The 15,350-nt window shown below is 70.8% G+C and carries 13 protein-coding genes; 6 read left to right on the top strand and 7 right to left on the bottom strand.

The window, feature by feature from the left end; genetic code table 11:
- Window positions 1-15: 15 nt before the first annotated feature.
- The gene (locus OG819_RS43265) at window positions 16-3,063 is read left to right on the top strand and encodes a glycoside hydrolase family 38 C-terminal domain-containing protein (protein ID WP_266654829.1); all 3,048 of its coding nucleotides are present in this window, start codon (window positions 16-18) and stop codon (window positions 3,061-3,063) included.
- 151 nt (window positions 3,064-3,214) lie between these two features.
- A complete protein-coding gene (locus OG819_RS43260; RefSeq protein WP_266654827.1) occupies window positions 3,215-4,099 on the top strand; it encodes a sulfotransferase in 885 nt (294 codons plus the stop codon).
- Window positions 4,100-4,127: 28 nt separating this feature from the next.
- On the opposite strand, the gene OG819_RS43255 is transcribed toward OG819_RS43260, so the two are convergent.
- Entirely contained in the window at window positions 4,128-5,828 is a 1,701-nt protein-coding gene (locus OG819_RS43255) for a carbohydrate binding domain-containing protein (RefSeq protein ID WP_266654825.1), read from the bottom strand.
- 177 nt (window positions 5,829-6,005) lie between these two features.
- Entirely contained in the window at window positions 6,006-7,160 is a 1,155-nt protein-coding gene (locus tag OG819_RS43250; protein ID WP_266654823.1) for an ATP-grasp domain-containing protein, read from the bottom strand.
- Between the two features lie 288 nt (window positions 7,161-7,448).
- On the opposite strand from OG819_RS43250, the gene OG819_RS43245 reads away from it, so the two are divergent.
- Together OG819_RS43245 and OG819_RS43240 are read left to right on the top strand one after the other, a co-directional pair.
- Window positions 7,449-8,357: a metallophosphoesterase gene (locus tag OG819_RS43245; protein WP_266631278.1), complete on the top strand. Its 909-nt coding sequence runs from the start codon at window positions 7,449-7,451 to the stop codon at window positions 8,355-8,357.
- Window positions 8,305-9,000: a 4'-phosphopantetheinyl transferase gene (locus OG819_RS43240; RefSeq protein WP_266631280.1), complete on the top strand. Its 696-nt coding sequence runs from the start codon at window positions 8,305-8,307 to the stop codon at window positions 8,998-9,000. Before OG819_RS43245 ends, OG819_RS43240 begins: the two co-directional genes overlap by 53 nt.
- Here the strand turns inward: OG819_RS43240 and OG819_RS43235 are convergent.
- Window positions 8,997-9,239 (bottom strand): hypothetical protein, encoded by a 243-nt coding sequence (locus OG819_RS43235; RefSeq protein ID WP_266631282.1) that lies wholly within the window; start codon window positions 9,237-9,239, stop codon window positions 8,997-8,999. The genes OG819_RS43240 and OG819_RS43235 overlap by 4 nt on opposite strands.
- 216 nt (window positions 9,240-9,455) lie before the next feature.
- On the opposite strand from OG819_RS43235, the gene OG819_RS43230 reads away from it, so the two are divergent.
- Window positions 9,456-10,499: an alpha/beta fold hydrolase gene (locus tag OG819_RS43230; RefSeq protein WP_266654821.1), complete on the top strand. Its 1,044-nt coding sequence runs from the start codon at window positions 9,456-9,458 to the stop codon at window positions 10,497-10,499.
- A 63-nt stretch (window positions 10,500-10,562) separates the two neighbouring features.
- Here OG819_RS43230 and OG819_RS43225 read toward each other — a convergent pair whose 3' ends face one another.
- Genes OG819_RS43225 through OG819_RS43210 form a run of 4 tightly spaced genes read right to left on the bottom strand, consistent with a single transcriptional unit; the run spans window position 10,563 to window position 14,438 of the window.
- Entirely contained in the window at window positions 10,563-12,011 is a 1,449-nt protein-coding gene (locus tag OG819_RS43225; RefSeq protein WP_266654819.1) for an FAD-dependent monooxygenase, read from the bottom strand.
- Entirely contained in the window at window positions 11,995-13,203 is a 1,209-nt protein-coding gene (locus OG819_RS43220; RefSeq protein WP_266654817.1) for an MAB_1171c family putative transporter, read from the bottom strand. Before OG819_RS43220 ends, OG819_RS43225 begins: the two co-directional genes overlap by 17 nt.
- A gap of 15 nt (window positions 13,204-13,218) precedes the next feature.
- Window positions 13,219-13,749: a toxin-antitoxin system, toxin component gene (locus OG819_RS43215; protein ID WP_266634882.1), complete on the bottom strand. Its 531-nt coding sequence runs from the start codon at window positions 13,747-13,749 to the stop codon at window positions 13,219-13,221.
- Between the two features lie 32 nt (window positions 13,750-13,781).
- On the bottom strand, window positions 13,782-14,438 hold the full coding sequence (locus tag OG819_RS43210) for a helix-turn-helix transcriptional regulator (RefSeq protein WP_266427874.1): 657 nt from the start codon (window positions 14,436-14,438) through the stop codon (window positions 13,782-13,784).
- 249 nt (window positions 14,439-14,687) lie between these two features.
- On the opposite strand from OG819_RS43210, the gene OG819_RS43205 reads away from it, so the two are divergent.
- Window positions 14,688-15,335 carry a hypothetical protein gene (locus OG819_RS43205; RefSeq protein ID WP_266631289.1) on the top strand — a complete coding sequence of 216 codons (648 nt, stop codon included), beginning with the start codon at window positions 14,688-14,690 and terminating at the stop codon, window positions 15,333-15,335.
- The last annotated feature ends 15 nt before the right edge of the window (window positions 15,336-15,350 follow it).

Genomic DNA, 15,350 nt, shown 5'->3' with positions numbered 1-15,350 from the left:
TCCAGGAGACCTCACATGCACGACGAACGCCGCCGGATCGAGGAGCGCGTCGCACGCGTCCACGACCAGCGCATCAAGCCCGCGATCCACGCCACCTCGGTGCCTTTCGAGGTCGAGGCCTGGCAGGCGCCCGGTGAGCCGGTCCCCTTCGAGGAGGCCGCCGCGGCGCCCTACAAGCCCTTCGTGATGGACACCCCCTGGGGTCCGCCGTGGGGCACCACCTGGTTCCGGATGCGCGGATCGGTCCCCGCGGACTGGGCGGGCAAGCGGGTCGAGGCCGTCTTCGACCTCGGCTTCGTGGGCGACTGGCCCGGCAATCAGGCCGAGGCGCTCGTGCACCTCCCGGACGGGGTGCCGCTGAAGGCGGTCAACCCGCAGAACCAGTACGTGCCGATCGCCAACCCGGCCACGGGCGGCGAGGAGATCCACTACCTGGTCGAGGCGGCCTCGAACCCCGACATCCTCGCCAACGACTTCGCGGCCCCGACCCCGCTCGGTGACCGCCTCACCGCCGGCGACAAGCCGCTCTACACGTTCAAGCGCGCCGACATCGCCGTCCTCGACGAGAACGTCTGGCACCTCGACCTCGACATCCAGGTGCTGCGCGAGCTGATGCTGGAGCTGGGCGAGCTCGACCCGCGCCGCCACGAGATCATGATCGCGCTGGACCAGGCGATGGACGCTCTCGACCTGGACGACATCTCGGGGACGGCCGCCGCCGCCCGCGCGGTGCTGGCCCCCACCCTGGCCAAGCCCGCGCACGCCAGCGCCCACACCCTCTCCGCCGCCGGCCACGCGCACATCGACTCCGCGTGGCTGTGGCCGATCCGCGAGACCAAGCGCAAGACCTCCCGTACCTTCTCGAACGTCACCGCGCTCGCCGAGGAGTACGAGGAGCTGGTCTTCGCCTGCTCGCAGGCCCAGCAGTACGAGTGGGTGCGCGACAACTACCCGCACGTCTGGGAGCGCATCAAGAAGGCCGTCGCCGACGGGAACTGGGCGCCGGTCGGCGGCATGTGGGTGGAGGCCGACGGCAACCTGCCCGGCGGCGAGGCGCTGGCCCGCCAGCTCATCCACGGCAAGCGGTTCTTCATCGAGCACTTCGGCATCGAGACCAAGGGCGTCTGGCTGCCGGACTCCTTCGGCTACAACGCGGCGTACCCGCAGCTCGCCAAGCTCGCCGGCAACGACTGGTTCCTGACCCAGAAGCTGTCCTGGAACCAGACCAACAAGCTGCCCCACCACAGCTTCTGGTGGGAGGGCCTTGACGGCACCCGCATCTTCACGCACTTCCCGCCCGTCGACACCTACAACGTCGAGTTCTCCGGCAAGGAGATGGCGCACGCCGTCCGCAACTTCCAGGACAAGGGCCGCGGTACGACCTCGCTGGCGCCCTTCGGCCACGGTGACGGCGGTGGTGGCCCCACCCGCGAGATGATGGAGCGCGCCCGCCGACTGGCGGACCTGGAGGGTTCGGCGAAGGTCCGTGTCGAGCACCCGGACGCCTTCTTCGCCACCGCCCGTGAGGAGATTCCCAAGGACCAGGTCTGGTCGGGTGAGCTGTACCTGGAGCTGCACCGCGCCACCTACACCTCGCAGGCCCGTACCAAGCAGGGGAACCGGCGCAGCGAACACCGCATGCGTGAGGCCGAGTTGTGGGCGACCACCGCAGCGCTGAACGCGCCGGGCTACTCCTACCCGTACGAGAAGCTCGACCGCCTGTGGAAGACGGTCCTGCTCCACCAGTTCCACGACATCCTGCCCGGTTCGTCCATCGCCTGGGTGCACCGGGAGGCCGAGGCGGAGTACGCGCGGGTGGCGAAGGAGGTCGAGGCGATCACGGCCGAGGCCGTGGCCGCGCTGGGCACGGGTCAGACCCGGGTGTTCAACACCAGCCCGGTCGACCGCGCCGAGGTGGTCCGCACCTCCGTCGGCATCCCGATGTACGCCGAGGTCCCCGCGAACGGCAGCGCGTTGCTCGACGCGGCGGAGCCCCCGCGGCCGGTGACCGTCGAAGGCCGCGTCCTCGACAACGGACTGGTCCGTGTCGAGCTGGCCGAGGACGGCACGCTGGCCTCCGTACGGGACCTGACGGCCGGCCGTGAGGTTCTCGCCGACAAGGGCAACCTGCTCCGTCTGCACAGCGACCTCCCGAACTACTGGGACGCCTGGGACATCGACAAGCACTACAAGAACCGCTACACCGACCTGCTCGACGCCGAGTCCGTCACGGTCGTCGAGGAGGGCCCGCTGCTCGGCGCGCTGAAGGTGGAGCGCGCCTTCGGCAAGGGCTCCCGGATCGTGCAGACGATCACCGTGCGGGCGGGCAGCCGCCGGATCGACGTCGAGACCGAGATCGACTGGCACGAGGCGGAGAAGATCCTCAAGGCGGCCTTCCCGGTCGACATTCGGGCCCCGCACTCCTCCGCGGAGATCCAGTTCGGGCATGTCCAGCGGCCCACGCACACGAACACCAGCTGGGAGTCGGCCCGTTTCGAGGTCTACGGCCACCGCTGGGTGCACATCGCCGAGCCCGGCTACGGCGTCGCGGTCATCAACGACTCGACCTACGGCCACGACGTCTCCCGCACGGTCCGCGAGGACGGCGGCACGACGACGACCGTCCGGCTGTCGCTGGTGCGCGCCCCGCGGGTGCCGGACCCCGAGGCCGACCAGGGCAAGCACCGCTTCACCTATGCGCTGCTGCCGGGGGCGAGCATCGAGGACGCGATCGCGGAGGGCTACGCGCTCAACCTGCCGCTGCGGGTGGCGGATTCGGCCGGTCCGGCCGAGCCCGTCGTCTCCGTCGACGGGGAGGGCGTGACCATCGAGGCGGTCAAGCTCGCCGACGACGCCTCGGGCGATGTCGTCGTACGCCTCTACGAGTCCCGCGGTGGCCGCGCCACCGGCACCCTGCGTACGGGCTTCCCGCTCGCGGGGGCCCAGGTGACCGACCTCCTGGAGCGTCCGCTGACGACGGTGGACACGGACGGGAACGCGGTCGCGGTGGCGCTGCGCCCCTTCGAGGTGCAGACGTTGCGGCTGGCCGTGGCGAAGGCGTGACCCCAGTTCCCGTGAAGTATTAAGGAAACGGTAAAAGGCCTGGTCGCGGCGGGTTTCGTGCCCGCCGTGACCACGGCGCTTCTTCTGCGTGACACCTGGAGTTCGCCCTTCCCCCTTGTGATGCGGGGACCTGCGAGAAAGAGGTGTCACGGTGCGAGATCCGCGTATGTCCGCGATCGGCAAGGGACTGAAGCGCCGGGGGAGGCTGATGGCGGAGGCGGTACGTCCGCCGCGGCGAACCCTCGACGGGATGCCGTCGCCCCGGAGTCCCGAGGGGCCCGACGCAGGGCCGTACGTCGCCCCGCCCGCCCCGCGGCTGGTGGACTCGCCCGTCTTCGTGCTCTCGTCCGTGCGCTCCGGCTCGACCCTGCTGCGGGTGCTGCTCAACAGTCACAGCCAGATCCGCGCCCCGCACGAGATGCATCTGCGCACCGTCCACGTGCACCTGTCCCGGGACTTCACCGCGGACGCCATGCGGGCCCTCGAACTCGACAAGGACGAGTTGGAGCACGCCCTGTGGGACCGGCTGCTGCCCCTCGAACTCACCCGCAGCGGCAAGCGGATCATCGTCGACAAGACCCCGCCGAACACCCTCGTCTGGCCCCGCCTGCACCGTTGTTGGCCCAGCGCCCGTTACATCGTGCTGCTGCGTCACCCCGGGGCGGTCATCGCCTCGCTGACGAACCGCCGCTCGGACCCCGGCCTCGAGGCCATCCACGAGGAGGTGCTCGGCTACAGCGAGAAGCTGGAGGAGGCCCGGCAGAACCTCGACGCGCACGTGATCACGTACGAGGAACTCACCGCCGATCCCGAGCGGACCACCCGGGGCCTGTGCGATTACCTCGGTGTCCCCTGGGAGAGCGGCATGCTCGACTACGGCCGTCAGGACCACGGAGCCTTCCGCCCCCAGCTCGGCGACTGGAGCGACACCATCAGGTCGGGCCGTATCCAGCCCGCCAAGGCCGCCGGATCTACTGTCGAACTCCCGCCCAGGCTGGCCGAGTTGGCGCGGGCGTGGGGGTACCCGACCGTCTGACGGCCGGATACCCCCACGCTCGGTGGTGTCAGCCGGTGAACCCGGCCGTGATGGAGGTGAACTGCCAGTTGTTCTGGCTGATGCCGGAGCAGTTGCTCACCACGCCGCCGCCGGGGCAGGGCCGGTCACGGTTGACCGCCCAGTAGGCGAGGCGGGCGATGTGGTGCGAGTTCGCCCAGTCGCGGATCTGGGTCCAGATCGCCGGGGTGGTGTTCTCCTGCTGGTCGGACAGACCGTTCATGCCGGAGATGCCGATGTGGGAGTAGGCCGTGGCGTCGCCCCAGCCGAAGGTGGACTTCAGCTTGGCCTTCAGCCCCTCGGCGGCGTTGACGGTGTTGCCGTACATGTCGGAGCCGCCGCCGAAGTCGAAGGGCATGATGGTGAAGACGTCGATGCCCGCGTTCAGCGACTGCGCCTGCTCGATGAGCCGGTTGCCGTAGTAGGTCGGGCCGGTTGTCGAGGTGCCGAAGGTGACGATCGTCTTCAGGCCCGGGTTGTTGGCCTTGACGGTCTTCAGCGCGGTCAGGATCTTGGCCTGGACGGCCTCGTTCTCGAACTCGTCCGTGTTCTCGATGTCCATGTCGATCGCCTTGAGGCCATAGGCGTCGATGACCTTCTGCAGCGCACCGGCGAGCGCGCTCGCCGAGGAGCAGTTGGCGCCGAGCTTGCTGCCCTGCCAGCCGCCGAACGACGGGACGATGTCACCGCCGGCCGAGCGGATCTGGTTGATGACGGTCTGGTCGTTGCCACCGGTGAGCGCCCTGCTGCCGTCCCAGGCGGGGTTGCAGCCGCCCGAGTCCAGCATGAACGCCATCGTGAACCACTTGACCCCGGTCGAGCTCATCACCGAGGTCGCGCTCGGCGGGTCGCCCCAGCCGAGGTAGAGGTACGGTGCCGCCTGCTTGAAGCCGGTGCCGCCGCCGCTGCCCGCGTCCGTGGTCACGGACACGGAGTTGGAGGCCCCGGAGGTGTTCCCGGCCGCGTCCCGTGCCTTCACCGTGAAGGTGTAGGCGGTGCTCGACGAGAGGCCGCTGACTGTCGCGCTCGTACCCGACACGCTCAGCACCTGGTTCGAGCCGCTGTAGATGTCGTACGCGGTGACGCCCACGTTGTCGCTCGACGCGCCCCACGACAGCGACACGCTGGAGGAGGTCTTGCCGGTGGAGGTCAGGTTCGTCGGCGCGGTCGGTGCCTGGGTGTCGGCGCCGCCTCCGCCGCCCGGACCGTCCAGGCTGACGTCGTCGGCGTAGTAGGTGCCCTGCGCGTACCAGCCGTGGACGTAGATCTTGGCGCTGGTCTGCGCGGCGCCGGTCGTGAAGGAGACGCTGAGCTGGCTGTACGCCGACGGGGACGACGTCCACGTCGAGGCACCGCCGTCCACGCCCAGGTAGACATAGCTGCCGCGCACCCAGCCCGAGAGGCTGTACGTGGTGTTCGGCTGGACCGAGACGGTCTGGCTGCACTGGGCGATGTCACTCGAACTCACCGCCCCCGCCAGGGCCTTGGAGCCGCCGTGTACGGGGCTGGAGACGACCGAGCCGAGGTTCCCGGTGCAGGACCAGGGGGAGAGGCTGCCCGACTCGAAGCCGGGGTTGGACAGGATGTTGGCCGCCTGGGCCGTGGTGGGTAGGGCGACCGCCCCGGCCAGGGCCAGGGCGGCGGTGCCGAGCAGTGCGAGGACGCGATGTCTGGAGCGCCTGAGGTCTGTTCTGAGGTCGGTGATGCGCACGCGATCTCCCTGAAGGAATGGGGATGTTCGGGAGTGCTTCGGGAGTGCTGAGAGGTGCGCATCCAAGTTGGTATGGACCAATCCCGGTGTCAAGGCATTGCGGGGAATTGGTCCAGACCGGTGAGTGGATGGTGGGGGTGTGACGTGAGGGGCGGGGCCGGGAGGTGGGTGCGGGGGTCAGGCGGGGGCGATGGCCGCCGTCGCCGCGTTGGAGGCCTTGGGCGCATGGGCGGGCACGGGCTCCGAAGCCGGGGCGGGCACGGCGGGCAGCGTGGACGCGGGAGTTTCGGTGCGCTGCTGCGGCAGCGATACCGGACGCACCGGACGCGGTCCCGCGAGCACGGTGTAGTCCTGTCCGAGCAGCGGCGGCACCATCTCGCCCGGCTCCTCACCGAGCGCCAACTGCACCGCAGCCCAGGGCGCGTTGATTCCGCACTGGGAGAGCTGGTGCAGGCCGCCCGCCGGGCGGGTGTTGACGTCCATGAGGACCGGATCGTCACCGAACATCCGGAACTGAATGTTCGTCAGATAGTGCAGTCCGAACGCCTCCGCGAGCAGCCGCGCGGGCTCGATGAACGAAGGGTGCAGCGTGAAACCGCGACGCCGTCCGTTCTTGGTGCGGCCCACCGCCATACGGACCCGGCCGTCCGGCGCCGTGAGGCAGTCGACGGACACCTCCGGCTGCCCCAGGAGCGGCATGACCAGCCAGTCGACGGGCTCGTCCGCCGTCCGCAGCGCCTCCACGACCAGATCGAGCGGCACGTACGGGCTCGGAAATCCGTTGAGGTGCGCGAGCGAGAAGGGGGCGCGCGTGATCACGCGGAAGCCCACTCCGCCCGCCCCTGCCGCCGGCTTGAAGCAGGCCTTGTGACCCTCGGCCTCCAGCGCCTCGACCGCGGCGACGAGCTCCTCCTCGGTGCGCACCCGCCACCACGGCGGCACCGGCACGCCGACCGCCTGCACCGCCTGGTACGCGGTGGCCTTGTCCTGGAAGACGGCCACGGCCTCGGAGGGCGGCGCCAGCAGGGCCGTGCCGAGCGCCGTGAACTCGGCGCGGTGCGCCACGATCGCCGCCTGGTGCAGGACCGGCACGAACACGTCGACGGAGTGGCGCGCGCACTGGTCCAGGGCGTACTCGACGTACGCGGCCGGGGAGAGACCCTCCGGCTCCATGGCTGCGGTGTCGGCGGCGGCCAGCACGGGGGAGTCGGGATCGCCGTGGGTGGCATGGATCTCGACCGGGCGCAGCTGCGGATTACTTCGCAGCTGGTCCATGAAGAACACGTTCTCCGCGTACGTGCGGTTGAGCCAGACGCGTACGCGAGAACCCATGCAGGCCGCCTTTCAGGGTTCCGGGCACGGCGGAGCAGGCCGTGCCCGGCCAGGGGAGAGGGAGGAACAGCAAACCGCCATACGTCGAGAAAGGTTCGTGGCGGTTGTGTTGGGGCGATCATAAGGGGCGCGAGGCCGGTGTGACGCTACGGGCGTGTTACGGATTTCCCGAGACCCCGAAAACACGCCCGACGCGCCGGGGCGCGGAGACCGGCGCGCGGGCCGTCCTTGTCCCGCGGAGGCGAATGTGTTCTTGTGTTTCCAGTCCTTTTCTCGGAGGTGGCGAGGGTGCGGTCGACGGCCGGCGGACACGGAAACCTGCTGGCCATCAGCGACCTGCACATCGGGTACGAGGAGAACCGCGCCCTGGTCGAGAAGATGCGCCCCCACACCGACGACGACTGGCTCCTCGTGGCCGGTGACGTCTCGGAGACCGTGGACGACATCCGCTGGGCCCTCGAAACCCTCAGCGGACGCTTCCGCAAGGTCGTCTGGGCGCCCGGCAACCACGAGCTGTGGACCCATCCCAAGGACTCCGTGCAACTGCGCGGTGTCGCCCGCTACGAGCATCTCGTTTCCCTGTGCCGGGAATTGGGCGTCACGACCCCCGAGGACCCCTACCCCGTCTGGGACGGACCGGGCGGCCCCGCGGTCGTCGCACCGCTCTTCCTGCTCTACGACTACTCGTTCCTGCCGCCGGGCTGTGCGACCAAGGACGAGGGCATGGCGTACGCCGAGGGGACCGGGGTGATCTGCACCGACGAACACATCCTGCACCCCGACCCCTACCCGAGCCGCGAGGCCTGGTGCCGGGCCCGGGTCGCCGAGACCGAGCGCAGACTCGCCGAACTGCCCGAGGACCTGCCCACCGTCCTGGTCAACCACTACCCGTTGGACCGCCACCCGACCGACGTCCTGCACTACCCCGAGTTCGCCATGTGGTGCGGCACCCGGCTGACCTCGGACTGGCACCGCCGCTTCCGCGTACAGGTCATGGTCTACGGTCATCTGCACATCCCGCGGACCACCCACCACGAGGGCGTCCGCTTCGAAGAGGTCTCGGTGGGATACCCCCGCGAGTGGCGCCCCCGCCCCGGCCCGCCGGACACCCTGCGCCGCATACTGCCGATGGAGGTCGGAACCGGTGATCGAGGAGCTGCTCCCGGATTCGGTCGTGACCGTGGAGACACACGGTGACGACCAGGACCGGGGCGCGCCGCTGTACCCCGGGGAGCAGCAGCTCGTGGCGAGGTCCGTGGAGAAGCGGCGCCATGAGTTCGCCGCCGTACGCGCCTGCGCCCGCCGGGCCATGGAGAAGCTCGGTGTGCCCGCGCAGGCCGTCCTGCGCGGCGAACACGGGGCGCCCGTCTGGCCCGCCGGACTGATCGGCAGCATGACGCACTGCGAGGGCTACTGCGCCGCCTCCCTCGCCCGCGCCACCGACCTGGCCTCCCTGGGCATCGACGCCGAACCCCACGAGGAGCTCCCGGACGACGTCATCGTCTCCGTGGCGCTGCCCACGGAGCACGACCGGCTGCGCGAGCTGGCGGAACGGGACGCCTCCGTGCACTGGGACCGGCTGCTGTTCAGCGCCAAGGAGTCCGTCTACAAGGCGTGGTACCCCCTCACCGGAAAGTGGCTGGACTTCTTCGAGGCGGACATCGAACTCCGCGCGGACGGCGGCTCCGCGCGCTCCGGCGCTCTGCGCGCCGAACTCCTGGTGCCGGGACCACTGGTGAACGGGCGACGCATCCAGTCCTTCGAAGGACGCTGGACCGTGCGACGAGGCCTGCTGGCCACGGCCGTCACCGTCCCGCACACCGAGGCCGACGGCGTCTAGCCAAGTCGCCCTCCGGGCTCCGGGCACCAGCTGTGCAGGAGATGGAAGAACTCCTCCTCGTTGCCCGCGAGCCCGGCCGCCGCCAGCGCCTGCTCCGCCTCGGCGAGCGCGGAGGGCGGCACGACGGGTGGTCGACTCCCGTCCGGCGGACCGTCGAACGCTGCTCGAACGGTCTGCAGGAGACGCAGATAGGCCTGCACGGCGGCGCGTTCGCGGTCGGTCAGTACGGCGGTCGGCATCGGACGGCTCTCCCCGGGTCGGCTGGTGGAAGCGGTACATGGCGGTACGTGCCTCCAGCTTGCCAACCGCCACTGACAATCCGGTTTCGATGCGCGGAGGTTCGCCCGCTTAGCCGAGGCGAAACATCACGGAAATCCCTTGTGGGACAGGGGCCCTACGCTGGTGAGAAGAGCCGGGAAGCGCCATCTCGGCGGCCCGGAACGGGAGGTGAGCCCATGGTCGACGTACCGCCTCGGCGTCCACGGCGCAACCTGCGGCTGCGCTCAGTCGGCGGCGCGGAGCCGCGCCTGCGGCACCGCGTCGTGCACGGCTACCGCCGTGCCTACCGCGTGGCCGGTGAGGGCCCCGCGCTCGTCCTGATCCACGGCATCGGCGACTCCTCGGCGACCTGGGCGGACCTGATCCCCGACCTCGCCCGCTCCCACACGGTGATCGCGCCCGACCTCCTAGGCCACGGCTCCTCCGACAAGCCGCGCGCCGACTACTCGGTGGCCGCGTACGCCAACGGGGTCCGTGATCTGCTCACCACGCTCGACATCGAGTCCGCCACCCTGGTCGGGCACTCGCTCGGCGGCGGTGTCGCCATGCAGTTCGCCTACCAGTTCCCGGAGCGCACCGAGCGGCTGATCCTGGTCAGCGCGGGCGGCGTCGGCGGCGAGGTCAACCCCGTACTGCGGGCTGTCTCGCTGCCGGGCGCCCACCTGATGCTCTCCTTGCTGCGACTGCCCGGCATGCGGCTCCAAGTCGGCCTGTTCCTGCGCATGATGAGACTCCTGGACACCGATCTGGGACAGGACGCGCCGGAGTTGCTCAACCTCGTCGACGCGCTGCCCGACGCGACCTCCCGCAGCGCGTTCATCCGCTCCCTGCGGGCGGTCGTCGACTGGCGCGGTCAGGCGGTGACCATGCTCGACCGCTGTTATCTGACCGAAGGCATGCCCACGATGCTGCTCTGGGGCGACCGGGACAGCGTGGTGCCGGTGCGGCACGCGTACGGCGCGCACCAGGCCATGCCGGGCAGCCGGCTGGAGATCTTCGGGGGCGCGGGCCACTTCCCCTTCCACAGTGACCCGGCCCGTTTCCTCGCCCTCGTCGAGGAGTTCACCAGCACCACCAGCCCGGCCGACTGGAGCCGTGAGCACTGGCGCGAACTGCTGCGCGCGGGCCGCCCCGGGACGACGGCCGGCCGACCGGACACGGCCCACAACCGGGCGGTGGAACGCGACCTGCGTGAGGCGAGCGAACGCAGCGCGACGTGACGCCTGCCGCCGACGCCTGTCTCCGCCGACGGTGGCCGGCGCCACTCGACGCCCGCCCTCGGCTCAGCCGGGTGTCGGTGCTCCCGACGCCTCCGGGGCGCCCAGTACCGTTTCCCGTTCCTCGGCCGTGAGGGGCGGCGCGGTCAGGGGAGGGCGGCGCGGGCCGCGCAGCACGGCGACGACGACCTCCGGCCTGAGCAGCGTGGTCAGGGGTGCGGAGAGGGTGGCAGCGGCCAGGAACGCCTGGGCGACCAGGGGGCGTCCCGCCGCCGTGCGCAGGAGCCGGTCGACATAGCGCCCCAGCAACTTCCTGGTGGCCCTGGGCTGCTCGCCGATCGCGCCCGGGTAGCGGATGTCCGTGCCCGTGGCCAGCTCCCAGGCGATGGTCACCGGAAGCGCCACCGCCCGCTGCACCCGCCGCGCGAGCCCCGGCGCCGCGATCCCGTGCTCGGCGAGCTGCCCGCGCAGCGCCAGCGCGCCCTGCGCGGCCACCGACATGCCGTGCCCGTAGACCGGGTTGTACGTGGCGACGGCGTCGCCGAGCGCGACGAACCCCTCCGGCCAGCCCTTGACCTTCTCGAAGAAGCGCCGCCGGTTGATCGTGCTGCGGCTGATGGCGACGTCCGTCAGCGGCTGCGCGTGCGCGATCAGCTCGCCCACCACGGGGTGCCGCAAGCCGCGCGCGAACGGCTCGAACTCCTCGGCGGAGTCCGTCGGCTGTCCCTCGCGGGTGCCCGACAGCGTCACCAGCCAGCGCCCGCCTTCGAGGGGCACGATCGTCGCGGACCGCCCCGGCACGGGCTGCGCCGGGTCGGGCTGCACACCGACGACGGGATAGTTCTCGGTGCCCGCCGGAGCCCGGAAGACGCGGCTGGCGTAGGTGAGTCCGGAGTCGACCTCGTCCAGCGGCGCCGGCGCGACGCCCAGCGCGTCGAGCCAGACGGAGGATCGTGAGCCGCGCCCCGAGGCGTCCACCACCAGGTCGGCCGGCAGCACCCGCTGCTCGCCGTCGCGCGTCCGTACGCGCACGCCCGTCACCCGGGAGGCGTCGCCCTCCAGACTGAGCAGCTCGGTGCCGTCCACGACGGTCACCCGGTCCTTCCCGGCGACCTGGTCGCGCAGCACCGAGTCGAGCAGATCACGGCTGCACGAGATCATGAACTCCATCTCGGGCCAGCGACGCAGCCAGCCCTGCGCCGTCAGTGAGACGAATCCGGTGGGCATCGGGATCCGGCGGGCGCCCGCGGCGAGCCAGGCGGCGGTCACCCCCGGCAGCAGCTCCTCCATCGCACGGGCGCCGCCGGACAGCAGCAGATGGGCGTGCCGGGCCTGCGGCAGACCCTTGCGCGGCACGGGCCCGTCCGGCAGGACGTCGCGTTCGACGACGGTGACCTCGGCGTACGGGTCCAGGGCTGCGGCGGCCAGCAGGCCGGCCGTCCCCGCGCCGATGACGACGGCCCGACGGGGGGCCGTACCTCTGTCGTCCGGTGCCGATCTAGCGGGATTGCTCATGGAAGTCGCTCTCTGACCTGGTCGCGGCCCGTCCTCGGACGGCCGCGACGACGGGTGACTGACGCAGGGCCATCGACATCCGTACGAGGTCGCGTGGACCCTCGGCGGAAGCGGCGCTGGCGGTGGCGGCCTCAGCGGCGCTGATGACCCTGCCCTCCGGGTCGGCCGCCCTGGCCCGCACCGCCGCCGTCACCATCGCCGCGTCGGCCTCGGCCTGCGCCTGGGCGGGCTCGGAGCCGGCCGTCACGGCCGCGTCGTAGGCGAGGGAGCGTACCTCGGAGTCGAAGTAGGGGTACAGGCTGAGCATGCCGTCGTGGATGTCGGACTCCCGCTGGGTGACCTGGAGTTCGGCGGAGGACCACCAGGAGATCGGCACCGCGTGGTCCGCGTGGGCCGAGACCGTCCTCAGCTCGCGCCACAGTGGTCCGAGCCGCCGGTACGTCGACCAGGTGGTCATACTGTCCCCGATACGCTGACCGGCCAGCGGGAGCAGGAAGCCGACCGCGCTGACCTGCGCTCCGACGGAGGCCAGGACGGGGGCCACGTCGGTGCTCAGACCGTCCAGGTTCGCGCCGTTCCAGCGGGCCGCCACGGCGATGAACTTGGCCGCCGCGTAGGGGACGTTGAAGAGGAAGCCGACCGCGATCGTCAGCAGCCCGGCGCGCAGCCAGCCGTCCACCTGCCGGGCCCAGCGCCAGCACATGACGTTCATCGCGACGCCCGCGACGGTCAGTGCGGCGAGGTAGAGGACGATCATCTCGCGGATGAACGGGGTGTTCGCGTAGTAGGTGTCGAGGTCCCGCAGGCGCTCCTCGGGGCAGTCCCCGAGCAGGTAGAGCACGACCAGCGCCACGCTGACGACGCCGTACCCGGTGATCCAGCGGCGGGAGAGCCGGCGGGTGACCTCGGGGGGTCCGCCGCGCCAGTGGATGATCAGCACCAGGCAGGACGCGCTGAAGACGCTCAACAGGCAGTAGACCAGGGGCGCCGAGACGTTGGGGATACCGGTGAGGTCGTTGACCTCGGCGATGGTGGGCGGGGCTGCGAAGAGGAACACCAGGCTGGCCAGCGCCAGCAGGACGCCCACCGATCGCAGCAGCGGGTCGCGCCAGCCGCGGATCAGGGTGGGCGCCTTGACGGCGAGGGCGGCGCCCATGGCGGCGGCTGGGACGTAGTAGCTGGGTCCGTCCATGTCCGGGAAGGCGCCTCAGCCCTGCGGTCCGCGGTACCCCAGGGACGCCTCGATGCGGCCGGCCAGACCGTCCCGGCTCACCGGCCCGCGCAGCGGCGAACCGGCCAGCCACGTACGGCACTTGCTGGCGAGCAGCAGACCGAAGCTCTCGGCCTCCTTCTCGTTCGCGAGGTCGAAACGGGTGCGTGCGGCGACCCTCAGGACGGTCGCCTGCAGATCGGCGGTGTCGCTGAGTAAACGGGCCGCGACGGCCGCGCCCTCGACATGGTGACTGCAGTGCCCGGCCTTCATGTGCCACAGCTCATGGCCGAGGATCACCAACTGGTGGTCGGGGGCGGTGCGTTCCTCGATGACGACGAGGTCCTGGTCGGCCATGTCGAGCCACAGTCCGCTGGCGGTGCCGGGCGGGAAGGCGGCCGTACGGAACTGGACGGGACGGCCGCGGCGTCTGCTCATGGCGTCACACAGGGCGGCGTACAGGGCGGCGGGTTCCGCCGGCGCCGGGAGCGACAGCTCCGCGACCAACTCGCCGCACAGGCGGCGCATGTCCTTTCCGATGCCCACAGTTCTCCCCCGGATCACGACTCGGGCCGCTTGACGCTCTCCAGGAGCATGTCCAGCCACTCGGCGACCTTGTCGCGGTGCTGGTCGGTGGGCAACTGCGCGGCACGCCAGGCGATTCCGCGGACGCCGTGGTCCTGCAGCAGCCGCTCCAGCGGGTCGCCGGCGGCCGCGGCCGCCTCGCGCTCGCGGCCGGCGAGCTGTTGCAGCAGCTCCTGCTCCGAGCGCTGCAGGGCGCCCACGAGTGCCTCGGAGTCCTCGGCCGTCAGGAACCCGGCGTGCACCCGGAAGAAGCGCTGGATGGCGTCGCAGTGCTCCATGGTGGGGCGCCGGTCGCCATTGATCAGGGCGCCCGCCTGTTGACGCGACATTCCGGCGCCGTCGGCGATCTCCTGTTGGGTGTATTTGCGCCCGTTGGGCTTGAGCCGGGTGCGGCGCAACAGATCCAGGCGCTGGAGGAAGCGGGCCTGCAGATCGGGTTCCCCGGCGGGGCGACCGCTCAGCAGGGCCCGCACCACGGGTTGGGGGACGCCGGACTCGGCCGACAGGCGCTGGACGTCGAAAACCTCGGACTGCTGCACATCGAGCCGGTCGGCGAGTGCGGTGACCCGGGCCACGACGGCCGGCAGTAGAACCGTCGCCGTGGCGCCCGGAACTTCGAAGCCATCCGTCACCGACTGATCTCCTACGTCTCTCTCAGTCTCGCTCAGGTCTCTCAGGTTTCTCAGGTCTCCCTCGCAAGGCTCAGGGACCAACTGGAGAGTAGCCGCTCGTTCGAACTCACATCCAGCTGTCGCCACAACTGTGGCGCGAATCAGCCGTCAACAAGCGCCAAATGCCACGATAGTTGACATGGCTGAGCTTCGGGCAGCAGGATCGGGGCGCCGCGTGAAGGCCGCAGAGGCAAGAGGGGTGACCTCCCGATGGCGTACCAGGCAGGATGGCAGCGGTCCCAGCCGCGACCTGTCCCCGAGAGTCTCGAGGCTCAGGCGTATCTCCAGGACTACGCCGCTCTTCTGGAGGCCGTCGCGTTCCCGTCGGTCGTCTTCGACCACCGCTGGGACGTCGTGTTGTCCAACGCCGCGTTCGAGACACTTTTCGGCGGGGTCGGCCCCCATCCGACCGCGATGCCGGGTGACAACTTCCTCCGGTTCGTCCTGTTTCACCCGGACGCGGCAACGGTCCTCGGTGAGCACGAGTCGCGCTGGTGCCTGCCGATGCTGGCCCACTTCGCCGCGGCCATGGAGCGCCACGGCCAGGACCGCGGGCTGCAGTCGATCCGCCGGGACATCGCCCAGGATCCGATCATGGAAGCCGCCTACCGGCAGGGCCTGCCGCACTGGATCCGCGCCGTCGGCCCGGACGCCGTCGAGCACGACGGCGCCGTACGGCCGCTGATGCACCCCGATCCCCGCTGGGGCCGAACGGACTGTCGGATCGTCGGCGAGACCCCCAAGACCCTTCAGGGCATGGGCTATACGCGGATGACCCTGGTCCTGCGCGAGGCGCGGCACATGACGGCCGGACCGCGCAGGACACGCAACGGCGCGGCGGAGCTGCGCGTGGTGTGAGCCCGCTCGGCGGTC

This window comes from Streptomyces sp. NBC_01549 (assembly GCF_026339955.1).
Taxonomy (GTDB): Bacteria; Actinomycetota; Actinomycetes; order Streptomycetales; family Streptomycetaceae; genus Streptomyces.
This window is presented reverse-complemented; position numbering and strand designations above follow the sequence as displayed.